Source organism: Chromobacterium haemolyticum (genome assembly GCF_009936155.1).
Classification (GTDB): domain Bacteria; phylum Pseudomonadota; class Gammaproteobacteria; order Burkholderiales; family Chromobacteriaceae; genus Chromobacterium; species Chromobacterium haemolyticum.
Window position 1 is genome coordinate 3,529,189 of the sequence record NZ_AP019312.1, and the last position, 16,436, is coordinate 3,545,624.

Consider the following 16,436-nt stretch of genomic DNA (forward strand, 5'->3'; position numbering starts at 1 on the left):
GCTCCGGATACTCAATTCTCGTTCATCAGCGCTTCGATCTGATCAATTTGCTTGGGCACACCGCCGGTATAGACCTCGCAGCCCTGCTCGGTAATCAGCACATCGTCCTCTATGCGCACGCCGATATTGTGCAAGGCCGCCGGCACGCCGTCCGCCGGGCGGATGTACAAGCCCGGCTCCACCGTCACGCACATGCCGGGCTGGTAAGCGCGCCACAGGCCGTTGCGCTTGCGCGCGCCCACATCGTGCACGTCCAGGCCGATCAAATGCCCGATGCCGTGCATATAGAACTGACGGTAAGCGCCGGATTCGATCACCCCGTCCACGCTGCCCCGCAGCAGCCCCAGGTCCAGCATGCCCTGGGCCAGCACCGCCAGCGCGGCGTCGCCGGACGCGTTCCAGGGCACCTTGGGCCCCAACGCGGCGATGGCCGCCGCCTGCGCCGCCAGCACCACTTCGTAAACGTCGCGCTGCGGGCCGCTGAAGCGGCCGTTGATCGGGAAGCTGCGGGTGATGTCTCCGGCGTAGCCTTCCAGCTCGCAGCCGGCGTCGATCAACAGCATCTCGCCATCGCGCAGCAGGCCGTTGTTGGCGCAGTAATGCAGAGTGCAGGCATTGGCGCCGCCGGCGACGATGCTCTCGTAGGAGGGCTGGCGCGCGCCGCGGCTGACGAAGGCATGCAGGATTTCCGCCTCGATCTGGTATTCATGCAGGCCGGGCCGGGTGGCGCGCATCGCCTGCACATGGCCGGCGGCGGAAATCTCGCCGGCGCGGCGCAGCAGCGCAATCTCGCTGTCGTCCTTGATCAAGCGCATCTCGTCCAGCAGCGCGTGCACGTCGCCATAGCAGCTGGGCGCGGGCGCGCCGTGGTAGGCGCGCTGGCGCAGGCTGTCCAGCCAGCCGTTGACGCGCGCGTCGAACTTGGCGTCGCGGCCCAGGCTCCAGCACAGCCGGCCGCAGCCGGACAGCAGCTCCAGCATCCGCGCGTCCAGCTCGGCGACGGGATAAGCCTCGTCGAAGCCGAAAGCCTCGGCCGCAGCCTGCGGCCCGTGGCGGAAGCCTTCCCAGATTTCCATGTCCGGATTCTTGTCGCGGCAGAACAGGATGGACTTGCCGCTGCGGCCGTCCAGGACCAGCACCGCTTCCGGTTCGGGGAAGCCGGTCAGGTACAGGAAATGGCTGTCCGGGCGATAGGGATAGAAATTATCGGCGTTGCGCACCGCTTCCGGCGCGGTGGGCAGCACCGCGACGGCGTCGCCCAGGGCGGACAGCAGGCGGGCGCGGCGGGCGGCATGAGGCGTGGGCATGGCGGAATCCAGGCAAGAGACCGGCGCGGTCGTAAATGCGGCAGTTTACACCGCCGCCCGCGCCAACCCAAGCCCCGCCGGCGTTCAAGGCCCGGTCCATGTCCGACTCAGCGCTCCAAGCCGGCGGCTCGCTGGAAAGCGGTATGTGGGCCGCGAAACCGCTTCTCCGCCTCGAACCAAACAGCAGAGCGGCTTAAGATTCCCCGATGTTCAATTCTCTTGCTCATCTTGCGGCCTAGGAGGCACCCATTCACCGCCGCGTTGGCCTATGGTTCGGTCAAGCTTTTGCGCCCACTCCACCTTGCGGCCGTTCTCGATGTCGTAGCCGTTACGTCGCTCTAATTCGCCTTTGTCGTTGTAGAAGGTCCATTTCTCGCCAGTGACAACATAGGTGGTCAACGTTGCACGATAGGCCTGGCCATCTTTTACCCAGAGTTCGATGTGACGCTTGTCTTCTAGCGCATCCAGTTCCGGGCGAGGGAAGCCGGCGCTGTTGTCGGGGAGGACGCTGAGCAGATAGCGGCCATCATTCTTGATACCGAGGACTTTAATGGGGATGTCGGCGGTGAAGGGTTCGGTTTGGACCTGATAGTCAATGGTGTGAATAGTGTTTCCTTCTCCTTGCTCAGTAAAGGTGGAAAACCAAGCGCGTTTGCGGCCCGTTGCCCAAACCCGGAAGCCCTTGATCTCCTTGAGTGAACCACTGGATTCCCAGTAATTCATCTGGGCACGTCCTATGCGGGTTCTAGTGACTTTTTCAGCTGAGCGGATCTCGGCAACAAAGATGTCGGCCTTGACGTAGGCCGGCTCTAATAGCGCTTGTTCTATGGACAGCAGCCGGTTGATCTGGCCATCCGCATCCAGACCGAAGAAGTAGATGCCATTGACCTTGATGCCGAAGCGCTCGTAGTCGATGGGGGCGGTATAGGGTTCTCGCTTTGAAATACGGCTCTGTCGATAGGCGATCTTCTGGTTTTGATTGATGGCAATCTGGGCAACGCCATCTTCTAGTTCCGCTGCCTCAAAACTCAGAATCTCACCATCGAAATAGTTGGTGGAGAAGGTGCGTGGTCCTTCATAGACGTAGTAGGGTGTATTGATGGCCAGACGCACGCCATTGCGGTCGGTGGTGTAGTTAAGGCTCATGGGGAATATCCAGTTAAATAGTTGTTGGGCGAGCGGAGTGTGATGGACTTGGTAGATGAACAGCGCCATAGGCAGCAGCAACATGAGCAGCAGAACGCCGATCAGTGAGGCTTTTTGCCAGATCGTCATAACCAGTTCCGGCGCTTCAGCTCGTCGCGCGTCATGGTGGTGTGTGCTACCAGTTGGTCAACATAGTCAGGCTTGATCAGCCGGCGTGCGGTGCTGAGGGCGGCGGCCGCACCGATGCCGGGTCCGCCGAAGACCGCGCCCTTGGCGCTTTCCTTCAGCACCAGGCCGCGCAGCTTGTCGAAGTGGGGGTCGATGTCGGCGTTGAGCAATTCCAGGTCTATCAACTGGCAGTCGTGCAACATGCGCCAGATGAAGGTGTGGCAGTTGGCTTCGCCAAAGCTGTCCAGCCGATAGCTCCAGCGGCCGCCGGATTGATCCTTGTAAGCGGCGGCGAAGGCACGGATTTCGTCTATCACCGCCGCCTCCGAGCGTTGGTCGGTCAATCCCAAGTAGAGCGGCTGGATGCTGCGGGCGTCCGGGTTGCCATGGTTGGGGTCGTAAGGGTAGGGTTTGTGACCTATACCTCGACCAGCCATGAAGTCCCTAGGATTTTCAACTCCCTCATCAGCTTGACGCCGTTCTTTGGAGTCACCATTGATGCATCCTTCAACATCCCACATGGCGCTGAGCTTATCCTTTGTCCTTTCCATACCGGTGATGTTTGCCCCCGGATACCAGCCATAGCTTTCCTTGATGCTGGGGTCGTCGTGGGTGATTTCCACCCAGTAGTGGCCGGGGGATTTTTCCCGAATGGCTCCGTCCTTATGGGTAATGCCCTTGCCCCAAAACGGAATGCGCTTGAGGCGGACGCGGCTTAGTTGGCGCGGGAAGTGGATGGCGGTATAGCTGGCCAGGCTGGCGGCCTGGGTCACGCCTTCGCCGGTAATCCAGAATTCCATGCTTATTCTCCTTGTGGCTCAAACACGATCTTGAGTTGGGATTTGGCTTAGCGACTGTTAATAGCGTTGGAATTGCTCCGGCTCTGTGATGTTGTATCCCATACCCGCATACAGTTTCCCGCAGGCGAATTTGTGGAGCTTGAAACCGGGAAAGGTTGGACCAAATGTGATAGTGGCTACGGTGCCAAAGAGGGCCTGCACATTGTCGAGGAAAGGGGAATGAGCTGAACGCAGCCGGCGCACATGGACTCGCCCAGCAAGCGGGAATGGTAATCTGATGGCGATATTGTGGCGGCATGGCGACTTCCCCGGCTGAACACGCGAAGAAGTTGAACACCTTAAGCTGAGAGACAGAGCGGCAATATAGGATTAATCCTAAATGTCATGAGCAATGCGACCCAAGACCGCCGCCATGCCATGGCGGTGCCTTGTCCGCTTATGCTTTTCGCCATGGTCATCCAAAAAAACGGCGGGGAGCACCCCGCCGCCATGCAAACACCTACCCAACAAGAAGCAGTTCAAAATCTCGCGAGCGAGTGTGAGATCGTCAACACGCTATCAAGTGGCGGCGGACAGCATCCACTCATGCGCCGGGTCGTTGTGGAAGCGCCATTCGCGGCGCGGCCCGGCCATCACGTTGAGGTAGTAGGATTCGTAGCCATGCGGCACGCACACCGGGTGGTAGCCGCGCGGCACCAGCACCACGTCGCCGTCCTCCACCGCGTGCGACTGGTCCAGGTCGCGCTCGTCGGTGTAGACGCGCTGGAACACAAAGCCCTGCGCCGGGCTTACCCGGTGGTAATAGGTTTCCTCCAGTTGGCTCTCCGCCGGCAGCGCGTCGCGGTCGTGCTTGTGCGGCGGATAGCTGGATGAATGGCCGGACGGGGTGCGCACTTCCACCACCAGCAGGCTGTCCGCCTCGGCCTGCTGCGGCAGGATGTCGGTGACGTAGCGAGTGTTGGCGCCCTGCCCGCGCACGCTCTGCGCCATGTCCTGGGGCGGGATCAGCCGCGGCGGACGGCTGAGCGGGCGGCCCGGCGCCGAGCACAACGCTACTTCGGCCGCCCCGCGGGCGACGACGCGCAGCGGGCAACCGGCGGGGATGTAGGCCGCCCATGGCGCTTGCCCGTCGAACACGTCGGCGCGCGCCCCCACGCCTGGCCAGCGCTGGTCGCCGGCGACGAGGTCGACCACGCCGGCCAGCACCACCACGCAGCATTCCCGCTCCGCTTGCAACCAGTCCTCGGCTTCGCCGTCGGCCAGGCGCAAAGCGCGGAAGCCGACATGGCGCCAGCCGGCGGAGGCCGGCGTCACGTCGGCGGCGACGCGGCCGGCCGCCGCTCTAACACGCAAATCAGGCTGATTCATGCGCAGCTCCTTTCCGACGCGCCGGCGCGGATGGCGGCCACCAGGCCGGCCAGAATGCGAAAGCCCAGCTCGGCGTAGCGGTAGCTGGGCGCCACCACCGGGTCCTGTTCCGCCTCCACCACCAGCCAGCCGCGATAGCCGTGCTCGGCCAGCATGCGCAGCAAGGCTTCGAAATCGATAACGCCGTCGCCGGGCACGGTGAACACGCCGTTGAGCACCGCTTCCAGGAAGCTCCAACCGCGGTTGCGCGCCAGCCGCGCCACCTGCGGGCGGATGTCCTTGCAATGAACGTGAACCACGCGGCCAATATGACGGCGCAGCACCGCCAACGGTTCGCCGCCGGCGAAAGCGATGTGGCCGCTGTCGAACAGCAGGCCCACTTCCGGGCCGGTGACCGCCATCAACGCGTCCACATCGTCCGGGGTTTCGACGTAAGCGCCCATATGGTGGTGGTAGGCCAGCGTCAGGCCGTGGCTTTGCAGATGGCGGCCGAAGGCGTTCAACCGCTCGCCGTAATCGCGCCATTGCCGTTCCGAGCCAAAGCGCGGGCGCTGGCTCAGCGGCCTCGGCTGGCCCTGTATCGCCTGGGCCACTTCGCCGTAGACCATCACCCGGCAGCCGCTGGCGGCCAGCAGCCGCAGATGCGGTTCCACGGCGGCGACTTCTTCATCCACGCCGCGCTCGGCCAGCCGGCCGGAATGCCAACCGGACACGCATTGCAGGCCGTGCGGCGCCAGCGCCGCCGCCAGCGCTTCCGGCTGGCGCGGAAATTTATTGCCCAGTTCGAAGCCGCGGTAGCCTATGGCCGCGCCTTCGGCCAGTGCCTGCTCCAGCGAGATCTCGCCGCCCAGCGACGGCAGGTCGTCATTGCTCCAGGAGATCGGATTGATGCCGATTTTCACGTCGAATGCATGCATTGCCTTGTTCCCCGCTATTCGTATTGACGCCGGCGCAGCCGGTCTTCGTAAGCCTGGCGCGCAGCGCGGACCTCGGCCCGTTCCGACACCTCCGGCACCGCCACCTCCCACCAGCAGCCGCCGGCCTCGGTGGTGCGCGCCGGATCGGTGTCGATCACGATCAGATAGCTGCGCTCGGCGGCGCGGGCGCGGACCAGCGCCGCCTCCAGGCCGGCGATGTCGGCCACGTGCTCGGCCTCGGCGCCCAAAGCACGAGCGTGAGCGGCGAAGTCCACTCGCGGCGCGCCGTGGCGGCCCTGGCGGCAGTCGTCCAGCAAATTGTTGAAAGGCGCGCCGCCGCAAGCTTGCTGCAAGCGGTTGATGCAGCCGTAGCCGCGGTTGTCCAGCAGCACCACGATCAGCTTCCGGTCCAGCATGACCGAGGTGGCCAATTCGCTGTTCATCATCAGATAGCTGCCGTCGCCCACCATCACGATGACTTCGCGCTCCGGCCGCGCCATCTTCACGCCCAGGCCGCCGGCGATTTCATAGCCCATGCAGGAATAGCCGTATTCCAGGTGGTAGCCGCCCGGCGTCGCCGCGCGCCACAGCTTGTGCAATTCGGCCGGCAGGGTGCCGGCGGCGCAGACCACGATGTCGTCGCGCTCGGAGCCGGGATGGCGCTGTACCGCGCCTATCACCTCGCCGTCGTAAGGCAGGCCGCGAGGCTGGCGCTGGCCGGTGACGCGCGCCGTCTCCGCGCGCCAGTCCTCGGCCAGCGCGCGCGCCTCGGCGCTCCAGCCGGCGTCGGCGCGCCAGCAGTCCAGCCGCACCGAGAGCGCGTCCAGGCACAGTGCGGCGTCGCCGGTCAAAGCCACGGCGTCGGCCTTGATCCCGTCCAGCGCGTTGACATTGACGCTGAGCAGCCCCGCCTGACGAAACAACTGCCCGGAGCCGGTGCTGAAATCCTGCAAGCGGGTGCCCAGGGCCAGCACCAGATCGGCCTGTTCCGCCAGCCGGTTGGCGGCCGGCGAGCCGGTGACGCCGATCGCGCCCAGTTGCAGCGGGTGGTCCCAGGGCAAGGCGCTCTTGCCAGCCTGGGTTTCGGCCACCGGCGCGCCGTGGCGCTCGGCGAAGGCGCGCAAGGCCGCCGCGCCGCCGGCGCTGTAGAGCACGCCGCCGCCGGCCACGATCAGCGGCCGCCGCGCGGCGGCCAGCGCCCGCGCAGCCCGCTCCAGCGCATCCGCTTCCGGCGGCGGCGCGGCGATGCGCCATAGCCGCGGCCGGAACCAATCGGCCGGATAGTCCCAAGCCATGGTCTGCACGTCCTGCGGCAGCGCCAGCGTGGCCGGCCCGCACTGCGCCGGGTCGGTCAGCACCGCCAGCGCGCGCGGCAGCGCCGTGAGCAGCTGCGCCGGGTGGACGATGCGGTCGAAATAGCGCGACACCGGCCGTAGGCAGTCGTTGACCGACAGCGTGCCGTCCTGCGGCGCTTCCAATTGCTGCAGCACCGGGTCCGGCGCGCGCGACACGAACACGTCGCCGGGCAAGAGCAGCAGCGGCAGCCGGTTGACGTGGGCCAGCGCCGCGGCGGTGACCAGGTTGGTGGCGCCGGGGCCGATGGAGCTGGTCACCGCCATCATCCGGCGGCGGAAATGAGCTTTGGCGTAGGCGATGGCGGCATGAGCCATGCCCTGCTCATTGTGGGCGCGCCAGGTGGGCAGGCTGTCGCCGGCCTGCTGCAGCGCCTCGCCCAGACCTGCGACGTTGCCGTGGCCGAAGATGGCCCACACCCCGGCGAACAGCGGCAGCTCCTCGCCGTCCAGCTCCACCCGCTGCGCGGCCAGGTAGCGCACCAGCGCCTGGGCCATGGTTAAGCGAATCGTGCTCATCGCGCGCCCTCCTCGCTGAACGCGCGGCCGGCCGTGCCGCGCTCCTCGCGCCAGACCGCCACCAGTTCAGTGAATCGGGCGCCGGCCTCGGCCACCAGGCCGGCGTCGTCGATCTCGCCCGCAAGCCAGCGCTCGGCCGGCCGCTGAAACAGGCTGCGACCCACCATGAAGCCGCGGCAACTGCGGCTGGCGCGCGCGGCGGCAAAGCCCCGGCGCAGCGCATCCAAGGGCGCGTTCAAGCCCAGCAGCACCACGCCGCGGCAATAGGGGTCGCGCTCGGCGATCAGCGCGTCCAGCGCCGGCCACTGCGCGGCGGCGGGCGGCTCCAGCTTCCACCAGTCCGGATAGATGCCCAGGTTGTACAAGCGCTTGAGCGCGCGGTAGACGGTGTCGTCGGCGCGCGGCAGATCCTTGGACGGGATGATTTCCAGCAGCAGTTCATGGCCGCTGGCCTGGGCGGCGTCGTAGAGCGCGCGGATTTGCGCCTCCTGTTCCAGCCGGTTGTCCAGCTCGTCGTCAGGGTGGTACTGGACCAGGCATTTGATCACGTGCTCGCGCGGCCAGGCGGCCAGCGCGCCGGCCATCGCGCGTCCTTGCTCGAACACCAGCGGATTGGAGCCGGGCAGCTCCACCGGCCGGCCCACCCACCAACCGCGGCCGGTGGCGGCGTACAGCGCGTCGGCACCGTAGCGCTCGTCTATCAGCACCCCCACCCGCCCGCGCAGGCCCAAGCGCTGCTCCACGCCGGCCACCGCTTGCACCAGCAGCTGTTTCAAACGCGGCAGCCGCGCCTCGTCCGCGCCCGCCGCGCGCGCCAGCTCAAAGAACTGACTGCGATGGTCGAAGGCGAACACGCACAACTCGTCCCAACGCGGCCGCGCCGCGCTGACCCGGTGCAGCCGGCTCAGGGCCGCGTCCTCGCCCGGCCGCCGCGTCGGCGCGGCGAGAAAGCGCTCCAGCTCGGCCGGGGTCGGCATCGCCGGCGCGCAGCCGTGGCGCGACACCACCAGCGCGCCGCAGGCATTGGCGCGGCGGCAGCATTCGGCGTAGTCGCCGCTGCGCAGCCAGACGGACAGGAAACCGGCCAGAAAGGCGTCGCCGGCGCCCAATACATTCATCACGTCCACTTCCGCGCCGGCCACGCTGAAGGCGTCCTCGATGCGCGCCGGCACTTCGCCGGGAATCACCGCGCAACCCAAGGGCCCCAGCTTGACCACCAGCACCGCCTGGCTCAGCGCGCGCACTCGGGCCAAGGCCGGCATCAGCTCGGCCTCGCCGCCGGCGATCAGGAACTCCTCCACAGTGCCGACGATGAGGTCGAACTCGGAGAGCAGGCTCTGCAAATGGGCGCTGACCTCGGCGCTGGCGATGTAGCGGGTTTCGCCGTCGCCGCGGCCGGCCAGGCCCCACAGAACCGGCCGATAGTCGATGTCCAGCACCGTGCGCGCGTCGTGGCGGCGCGCGTATTGCAGCGCGCGGCGGCTGGCCGCCTCCACTCCGGGACGTGACAAATGGGTGCCGGTGATCAGCAAGGCCCGGCTGCCGGCGATGAAGCCCTCGTCAATGTCATCGGCGCTGAGCGCCATGTCGGCGCAGTTTTCGCGGTAGAACAGCAAGGGAAAAGTGTCGCGGTCCTTAATGCCCAGCAGGGTCAGGCCGGTCAGCCGCTCCGGGTCCACCTTCACCTGGCTGACATCGCAGCCTTCGGCGCGCAGGGTGTTGAGCAGGAAGCGGCCCATCTGTTCGTCGCCGACGCGGGACAGCATCGCCGACTTCATGCCTAGCCGGGCCGCGCCGAAGGCGATGTTGGCGGAGGAGCCGCCCAGGTATTTGGCGAAGCTGGCCGCGTCTTCCAGCGGCGCGCCCAGTTGCTGCGCGTACAGGTCCACCGCCAGCCGGCCCAGGCAGACCAAGTCGCGGTCGCGGCCGCTGGCGAAACGGGTGGTGTTTTGCATGCTAGATCTACCTTTCAGATATGGACGCCGTCCAGCTCGGCCATCAGTTTCTGCATTTCCGCGCCGCCGGCCATCATGTCCAGCACTTCCTCCTTGCTGACCGAGTCCTTGGCGTAAGTACCCAACGAGCGGCCGCGATTGAGCAAGGTGAAGCGGTCGCCTATCGGATAAGCGTGGTTGACGTTGTGGGTGATGAAGATCACCGAGATGCCCTTCTCGCGCGCCTTGGAAATCAGCTTGAGCACATTGACGCTCTGTTTGACGCCCAGCGCGGCGGTGGGCTCGTCCAGGATCAGCACCCGCGCGCCAAAGTGGATGGCGCGGGCGATGGCCAGGCATTGCTTCTCGCCGCCGGACAGCGTGCCTATCGCCTGGTGCGGGTCGCGGATGTGGATGCCCATTTCCGCCAGCTTGTCGCTCGCCACCTCGCCGGCCAGTTCCAGGTCCAGCACCGGCAGCAGGCCCAGCCATTTCTTCATCGGCTCCCGCCCCAGGAAGAAATTGCGCGCCACCGACATCAGCGGCACCAGGGCCAGATCCTGGTAGACGGTGGCGATGCCCAAATCCAGCGCCTGGCGCGGCGATTCGAAGCGCACCGGCTGTCCGTCCACCCGGTATTCGCCGCCGCTGGGCCGGTGCACGCCGGCCAGGGTCTTGATCAGCGTGGACTTGCCGGCGCCGTTGTCGCCCAGCAGGCAATGCACCTCGCCGCGGCGCAGTTGCAGGTCCACCTTCTGCAAGGCGATCACCGAGCCGAAGGTCTTGCTGACCTGATCCAGCTCCAGGATGTAGTCGTCACGCGATTTCATATTCGACTCCTTGCGGCCGCTGGCCAGGGTTGTTCGGGGCTGCGGCCGCGGCAAGGTGCGCCGACGCGGACAGTACATTGAGTACAGCAAGGAGGCGCAACGCGGCCGCATCGTTTTGCCGGCTCGACCTCCGTCCGTCACGACCGGAAAGATTCAGCGCAGCGGCTGCGGCAAGGCGCGCCGACGCGGACAGTACATTGAGTACGGCAAGGAGGCGCAAGGCCGCCACATCGTTTTGCCGGCTCGACCTCGGTCCGTCACGATCGGAAAAATTCAGCGCAGCGGCTGCGGCAAGGCGCGCCGACGCAGACAGTACATTGAGTACGGCAAGGAGGCGCAACGCGGCCGCAGGGATTTTGCCGGTTGTGACCCAGAGCCGGCTCACGAGCTCGCGAGCTAGAGCGAGACAAGGCGAAAACGGCTGAGAAAGCGGAATGTACGGTTGGTACATGAGCATTTCGAAGCTGTTTCCAACGCCGTATCGATGACGCGCAGCGGATCGAGGGCCGGCTCTCATTTGGCCTCCGTCACGCGGCGTCTGACATAGTGATTGAACAACACCGCCATCAGCAGCATCAGGCCGAGGAAGACGCGGAACCAGTCGGAGTTGATATTGGTGTAGGTAATGCCGATCTGCACCACGCCGAAGATCAGCGCGCCGACGCAGGCGCCCACCACCGAGCCGTAGCCGCCGGTGAGCAGACAGCCGCCTATCACCGCGGCGATGATGGCCTCGAACTCCTTTTGCAGGCCGCGGTCGGCGGCGGCGGAGCCCACGTCGCACACTTGCAGCACCGCGAACAAGCAGGCGCAAAAGGCGGTGAACATGAACAGGCCTATCTTCACCTGCTTGACCGGCACCCCCACGTTCTTGGCCGCGTTGGCGTCGCCGCCGGCGGCGAAGATCCAGTTGCCGATCCGGGTGCGCGCCAGCACAAAGGCCGCAATCCCCGCCAACGCCAGCCACCACAGCAGCACCTTGGGCACGCCGGCCGCCGCCGCGCCGCCGTCCGGCAGGGAGGCGATGGCGCCGATGCCGGCCAGCCAGTGGAACAGGCCGGCGCCGACATGGCCGACGAACAGCCATTGCGCCAGCGGGTCCGCCGCCGCCAGATCGCCCACACCGCTGACGATGGTGCGGTTGGCGAACAGGATGGACAGCGCCAGCGTCAGGCCGCGCAGGATGAAGAGAAACGCCAGGGTGACGATGAAGGACGGCAACCGGGTCTTGAGCACCAGATAGCCGTTGAGCCAGCCCACCGCCAGCGAGCCGGCGAAGGCGAACAGGATGGCCAGCCAGAACGGCCAGCCGAAGTACAGCGGCGGAATCGCCACCATCATGCCGGCGAAGCCTATCATCGAGCCCAGGCTCAGATCGAACTCGCCGGCTATCATCAGCAGGCAGGCGCCGATGGCGATGATGCCGAGATAGGCCGCCACCTGCGACCAGTTGACGATGCCGTCCACCGCGAACATGCCGGAACCGCCTGCGCTCACGCCGAACACCACGAACACCAGCACCGCGCCTGCGACGGCGGCGAATTCCGGCCGGCCCATCAGCCGGTCGAACAGCGACAGCCGCCGCACTCTTTCATCGTCGCCGGGCGGCGCCATACGGATGCCCGCGGCCTTGCCCGGGCTGGCCTTGCTCATGCTCATTGCTATGCTCCCCGCCTCGGAACCGTCGCGGCGCCGGGCGTCAGATCCATCGGAAAACGGCGGCTAGCGGTACTGCCCGGCGTACTTCTCCACCTTGGCGATATTGTCCTTGGTGACGAAGCCGGGGCCGGAGTTGATGTGGCGGCCCTTGTAGAGGGGCGCCAGCCCGTACTCCTTCAGCCTGGCCTGGAACTTGGGGCTGGCCTTGAGCGCGGCTTCCACCTTGGCCGGGTCCGTGGTCTTGTCGCGTTTCATGATGGCCAAGGCCGCTACCGGGATATAGCCCTGCAGATAGGGCTGCTGGTCGATGGCGAACTTGATGGTGCCGTCCTTGATCGCCTTGGAGATGTCCTCGGACAGGTCGAAGGTGGCGAAGTAAAGCTTGCCGGCCAGGCCCATCTTCTTCACCGCCTTGATCGCGGGGCTGGCCGAGGTCGGCCCCAGCGTCAGCAACGCTTGGGTGCCGGGGTTGTTGCGCAGATAGGCGCTGACCTTGCTCTCGATGCCGGTTGGGTCGTCGCCGGCGTCCAGGGTGGATTTGCGCACATCGGCGCCGATGGCGTCGGCGAAGCCCTTGCAGCGCTCGAAAGAGGCCGGGTTGGTGGCGTAGTGGTTGACACAGAGAAAGGTCTTGATGCCCGCGGCCTTGGCCTGCTTGCCGGAATCGAAGCCGGCGTCGTATTCCGGCTGGCCGACATGCAGGGCCGCGCGCAGGCTTTCGCTTTGCTTTACGGTGCCGGAATTGATGGTAATCAGCGGGATTTTCTTGGCCACCACCTGGCCCAGCGGCCGCTTCAGCACATCGTAATCGGCGATGCTGGCGATCACGCCGTCGTAACGCCGCACCGCCGCCTGCTCGATCAGCCGCGCCATGTCGGCCAGGTCGCCGTTGGGCGGGTTGCGGTAATCCACCTGCACGTTGAAATCCTCGCCGGCCTGCTTGATGGCGTTCTTGATGGTGTTCCACCAGGCGTCGGAATCCGGCGCGTGGCTGATCAGTACCAGGCGGGCGTCGGCCGCCTGCGCGGCTTGAGCCAGCGCGCAAAGCGCCAGCGCCGCCGCGGGCAGAGCCCGCTTCCACTTGCAAGTCCAGGATCGCTGCTGCATCTCTCTCCTCCTTATTCTCCGCCGGCCCATCGTGGAGCCCGCTATGGTGTCGGCCGCGGCCGCAGTCGGCGCCGGGCGTGAAATCACCTTAAGAGCTTTCGCTCTACTCTGCAAATAATTTTCCAAAATTGTTTTTCAATAGAAAATTATTTTCGAACACAAGGACAAAACGTATACTGGCCAAAACCTTAGGAAAGCCCGCTCATGGCCAATACCGTCCCCGCGGAGGAATTGATGCAGCGCATCGCAGCCGAATACGACACGCTGAGCAAGCAGTTGAAAGTAATTGCCGCTTACGTGGAGCAGCATCGGGGCACGCTGATGCTGCAACGCATTACCGACATCGCTCAGGCTTGCGAGGTGCAGCCCTCCGCCATCGTCCGCTTCGCCCAGCGCTTCGGCTTCGCCGGCTTTTCCGACATGCAGGCGCTGTTTCGTGACGCATTTACGCCACAGGGCGCGCCGCAACCCAATTACCGGCAGCGCATCCAGAGCCTGATCGCCAACCGGGATGAGCAACGCTCCGCCGGCGGCATGACCCGCGACTTCATCGCCGCCTGCCAACAAGGGCTGCAAGAGCTGGACGCCTCGCTGGACGAGGCGCAGCTGGAAGCAGCGGTGGAGCTGCTATTGAACGCCGACAACATCTACGTGGCAGGGGTGCGGCGCATGTTTCCCATCGCCTCCTACATCGCCTACGCCTTGCAGCACACCGCCAAAAAAGTGCATTTGCTATCCGGCCTGGGCGGCATGTTTCCGCAGCAGATCCGCAGCATTGGAGAAAAAGACGTGCTGATCGCCATCAGCTTCCAGCCCTACGGCAAGGAAAGCCGCTATTGCGCGCGGGTGGCGGCGCAGCACAAGGCCAAGCAGTTGGTGATCACCGACAGCCAACTCAGCCCGCTGGCGCGCGGGGCCGACGCGGTATTGACGGTCCGGGAAGGCTCCGCCTTCGCCTTCCGTTCGCTGACCAGCACCATCTGTCTGTGCCAGGCGCTGTTCATCGCGCTGGCCTGCCGGCTGGAGCTGAACATAGAAGAAACCAAGGAGACTGGAGGATACGATGATTGACACAGCGCTGTTTGGGGCCGGCCGCATCGGCAAGATCCACGCCGCCAACCTCGCCCGCCTGCCGGACATGCGGCTCAAATACGTGGTGGACAGCCATGCGCCGGCGGCGCGGGAACTGGCCGCCGTCCATGGCGCCGAGGCCTGCTCCGCGGAACAGGCGCTGGACGATCCGGCAGTGCGCGCCGTGGTCATCGCCTCCAGCACCGACACCCACGCCGAACTGATCCTGGCCGCCGCCGCGCGCGGCAAGGCCATCTTCTGCGAAAAACCGGTGGACCTGGAACTGGAACGCGCGCGCCAGTGCGCGCGGGCGGTGGCGACGGCCGGCGTGCCCTGCCTGATCGGCTTCCAGCGCCGCTACGACCCCACGTTCGCGACGCTCAAGGCCCGGCTCGCCGCCGGCGAGATCGGCGCGCCGGAAATGCTCATCGTCACCAGCCGAGACCCCGGCGCGCCGCCGCTGGACTATATCCGCCGCTCCGGCGGCATCTTCAAGGACATGCTGATCCACGACTTCGACATCTGCCGCTGGATCCTGGACGACGAAGTCGTCAGCGTGCACGCCAGCGCCAGCGCGCTGAGCGACCCGGCCATCGCCGCCGCCGGCGACGCCGACAGCACGGCGGTGACGCTGCGCACCCGCCAGGGCCGGCTGTGCCAGATCAACACCAGCCGCCGCGCCGCCTACGGCTACGACCAGCGCTTCGAAGTGCTGGGCAGCCGCGGCATGCTGCAAGCCGGCAACCACCGCCCCACCGAGGTCACCGCCTACGGCGAGCGCGCCGTGGCCGCAGACCTGCCCGAGCCCTTCTTTCTGGAACGCTACCGCCAAGCCTACGCCGCCGAGATGGCTCACTTCCTGGAGGTGATCCGCGACGGCGCCGCGCCGCGCACCACGGTGGAAGACGGCGTGCGCGCGCTGGAGCTGGCCGACGCCGCCACCCGCTCCTGGCGGCTGGGCCGGGTTGTCGAACTGGATCAGGTCTAACTCAACCGGGGGGGCTTGTCATGTCTACATTGAACCTCGGCGTCGCCGGCCTGGGCCGGCTGGGCCGCCGCCACGCGCTCAATCTGCGCGACCGCATCGCCGGCGCGCGCGTGATCGGCGTCTGCTCGCCGCTGCGAGAGGAACTGGACTGGGCGCGGCGGGAGCTGCCCGACGCCGCCGGCCACGCCGCGCTGGAAGGCCTGCTGGCCGAACCGGAACTGGACGCGGTGCTGCTGGCCACGCCCACCGCCCTCCACGCCGAGCAGATCATCGCCTGCCTGGACGCCGGCAAACATGTGTTCTGCGAAAAACCGCTGGCGCTGAACCTGGACGATTGCCTGCGGGTGGAGCGCGCCGCCGCCCGCCACCCGGAACTCAAGGCCATGGTGGGGTTCGTCCGCCGTTTCGACCCCAGTTACCAGGACGCCGCCGCCAAACTGGCGCAAAGCCTGGTGGGCCAGCCCTATCTGGTTCGCTCGCAGACTTGCGACCTCAACGACGACAGCGGCTTCTTCGTGCAGTTCGCGCCCAGCAGCGGCGGCATTTTCATGGATTGCAGCATCCACGACATCGACCTGGCGCGCTGGCTGCTGGGCGCGCCGCGCCCGCTGCGGGTGTGGGCTAGCGGCGTCAACGCGGTGCACGGCGCGTTGGCGCAATACGGCGATGTGGACAACGGCGTGGCGATGTGCGAGTTCGAGGGCGGCAAGCTGGCTTGCTTCTACGCCTCGCGCACTCAGGCGCACGGCCACGAGACGCTGACCGAGATCTTCGCCACCCAGGGCCGGCTGAGCGTGGGCGCCAACCCGCGCGCCAACCGCGTGGAGATCAGCGACCGCCACGGCGTGCGCAACGAGTGCGTAACGGACTTTTATCAGCGTTTCGCTGAAGCCTTCGCGCTGGAGTTGCAGCATTTCGTCGATGCCGCGCGCCTGGACCAGCCGCTGGCCCTGAGCCTGGCCGACGCCCGCGAAGCCACCCGCATCGGCCTGGCCATTACCGAGGCCTTGAGGACCCGGCAGGCGGTGGAGTTGTAAGAACCTGCTCAAGGTCTGCTGCGCTTCAGCGATACGGCGTTAAAAACCGCTTGCCTCGCGGTCGCCGCAAGGGCGTGAACATCTTCAAAACTACCGCGCCGGAGGGGCTTGTCGCCGGCGCGGCGATACCCTATCGTCCTACTCCTTTTCATCAAAACAAAACCATGGCGATGCCGATGGACTGACCGGATTTCATCACGCCGACATCCGAGCATCCCATCATGGCGTCGCGC

At 66.1% G+C, this 16,436-nt stretch carries 14 protein-coding genes; 3 read left to right on the top strand and 11 right to left on the bottom strand.

Annotated features, from left to right (window positions below):
- Window positions 1-11: 11 nt before the first annotated feature.
- The 11 genes from GYH29_RS16190 to GYH29_RS16240 form a co-directional block, all read right to left on the bottom strand.
- Window positions 12-1,307 carry an aminopeptidase P N-terminal domain-containing protein gene (locus GYH29_RS16190; RefSeq protein ID WP_161524129.1) on the bottom strand — a complete coding sequence of 432 codons (1,296 nt, stop codon included), beginning with the start codon at window positions 1,305-1,307 and terminating at the stop codon, window positions 12-14.
- A 210-nt stretch (window positions 1,308-1,517) separates the two neighbouring features.
- On the bottom strand, window positions 1,518-2,582 hold the full coding sequence (locus tag GYH29_RS16195) for a hypothetical protein (protein WP_043590318.1): 1,065 nt from the start codon (window positions 2,580-2,582) through the stop codon (window positions 1,518-1,520).
- Window positions 2,579-3,421: a hypothetical protein gene (locus GYH29_RS16200; RefSeq protein ID WP_043590320.1), complete on the bottom strand. Its 843-nt coding sequence runs from the start codon at window positions 3,419-3,421 to the stop codon at window positions 2,579-2,581. The genes GYH29_RS16195 and GYH29_RS16200 overlap by 4 nt, the downstream gene beginning before the upstream one ends.
- A 558-nt stretch (window positions 3,422-3,979) precedes the next feature.
- A complete protein-coding gene (gene iolB, locus GYH29_RS16205; protein WP_161524130.1) occupies window positions 3,980-4,789 on the bottom strand; it encodes a 5-deoxy-glucuronate isomerase in 810 nt (269 codons plus the stop codon).
- The gene (gene iolE, locus GYH29_RS16210; RefSeq protein WP_118268114.1) at window positions 4,786-5,706 is read right to left on the bottom strand and encodes a myo-inosose-2 dehydratase; all 921 of its coding nucleotides are present in this window, start codon (window positions 5,704-5,706) and stop codon (window positions 4,786-4,788) included. The genes iolB and iolE overlap by 4 nt, the downstream gene beginning before the upstream one ends.
- A gap of 14 nt (window positions 5,707-5,720) precedes the next feature.
- Window positions 5,721-7,577, bottom strand: coding sequence for a 3D-(3,5/4)-trihydroxycyclohexane-1,2-dione acylhydrolase (decyclizing) (gene iolD / locus GYH29_RS16215; RefSeq protein WP_161524131.1), 1,857 nt, complete (start codon window positions 7,575-7,577; stop codon window positions 5,721-5,723).
- Window positions 7,574-9,532: a bifunctional 5-dehydro-2-deoxygluconokinase/5-dehydro-2-deoxyphosphogluconate aldolase gene (locus GYH29_RS16220; RefSeq protein WP_161524132.1), complete on the bottom strand. Its 1,959-nt coding sequence runs from the start codon at window positions 9,530-9,532 to the stop codon at window positions 7,574-7,576. Before GYH29_RS16220 ends, iolD begins: the two co-directional genes overlap by 4 nt.
- A 14-nt stretch (window positions 9,533-9,546) precedes the next feature.
- The gene (locus tag GYH29_RS16225) at window positions 9,547-10,341 is read right to left on the bottom strand and encodes an ATP-binding cassette domain-containing protein (RefSeq protein ID WP_019101469.1); all 795 of its coding nucleotides are present in this window, start codon (window positions 10,339-10,341) and stop codon (window positions 9,547-9,549) included.
- Complete coding sequence (locus GYH29_RS16230) at window positions 10,328-10,792, bottom strand: hypothetical protein (protein ID WP_141113266.1); 465 nt, start codon at window positions 10,790-10,792, stop codon at window positions 10,328-10,330. The genes GYH29_RS16225 and GYH29_RS16230 overlap by 14 nt, the downstream gene beginning before the upstream one ends.
- Before the next feature lie 62 nt (window positions 10,793-10,854).
- A complete protein-coding gene (locus GYH29_RS16235) occupies window positions 10,855-12,000 on the bottom strand; it encodes an ABC transporter permease (RefSeq protein ID WP_081575960.1) in 1,146 nt (381 codons plus the stop codon).
- 63 nt (window positions 12,001-12,063) lie between these two features.
- Window positions 12,064-13,107 (bottom strand): sugar ABC transporter substrate-binding protein, encoded by a 1,044-nt coding sequence (locus GYH29_RS16240; protein ID WP_161524133.1) that lies wholly within the window; start codon window positions 13,105-13,107, stop codon window positions 12,064-12,066.
- A 204-nt stretch (window positions 13,108-13,311) separates the two neighbouring features.
- On the opposite strand from GYH29_RS16240, the gene GYH29_RS16245 reads away from it, so the two are divergent.
- The 3 genes from GYH29_RS16245 to GYH29_RS16255 are packed head-to-tail and all read left to right on the top strand — an operon-like array spanning window position 13,312 to window position 16,203.
- On the top strand, window positions 13,312-14,178 hold the full coding sequence (locus GYH29_RS16245; protein WP_161524134.1) for a MurR/RpiR family transcriptional regulator: 867 nt from the start codon (window positions 13,312-13,314) through the stop codon (window positions 14,176-14,178).
- Complete coding sequence (iolG, locus tag GYH29_RS16250; protein WP_019101474.1) at window positions 14,171-15,166, top strand: inositol 2-dehydrogenase; 996 nt, start codon at window positions 14,171-14,173, stop codon at window positions 15,164-15,166. The genes GYH29_RS16245 and iolG overlap by 8 nt, the downstream gene beginning before the upstream one ends.
- A gap of 20 nt (window positions 15,167-15,186) precedes the next feature.
- Window positions 15,187-16,203 carry a Gfo/Idh/MocA family oxidoreductase gene (locus tag GYH29_RS16255; RefSeq protein ID WP_161524135.1) on the top strand — a complete coding sequence of 339 codons (1,017 nt, stop codon included), beginning with the start codon at window positions 15,187-15,189 and terminating at the stop codon, window positions 16,201-16,203.
- Window positions 16,204-16,436 lie beyond the last annotated feature (233 nt).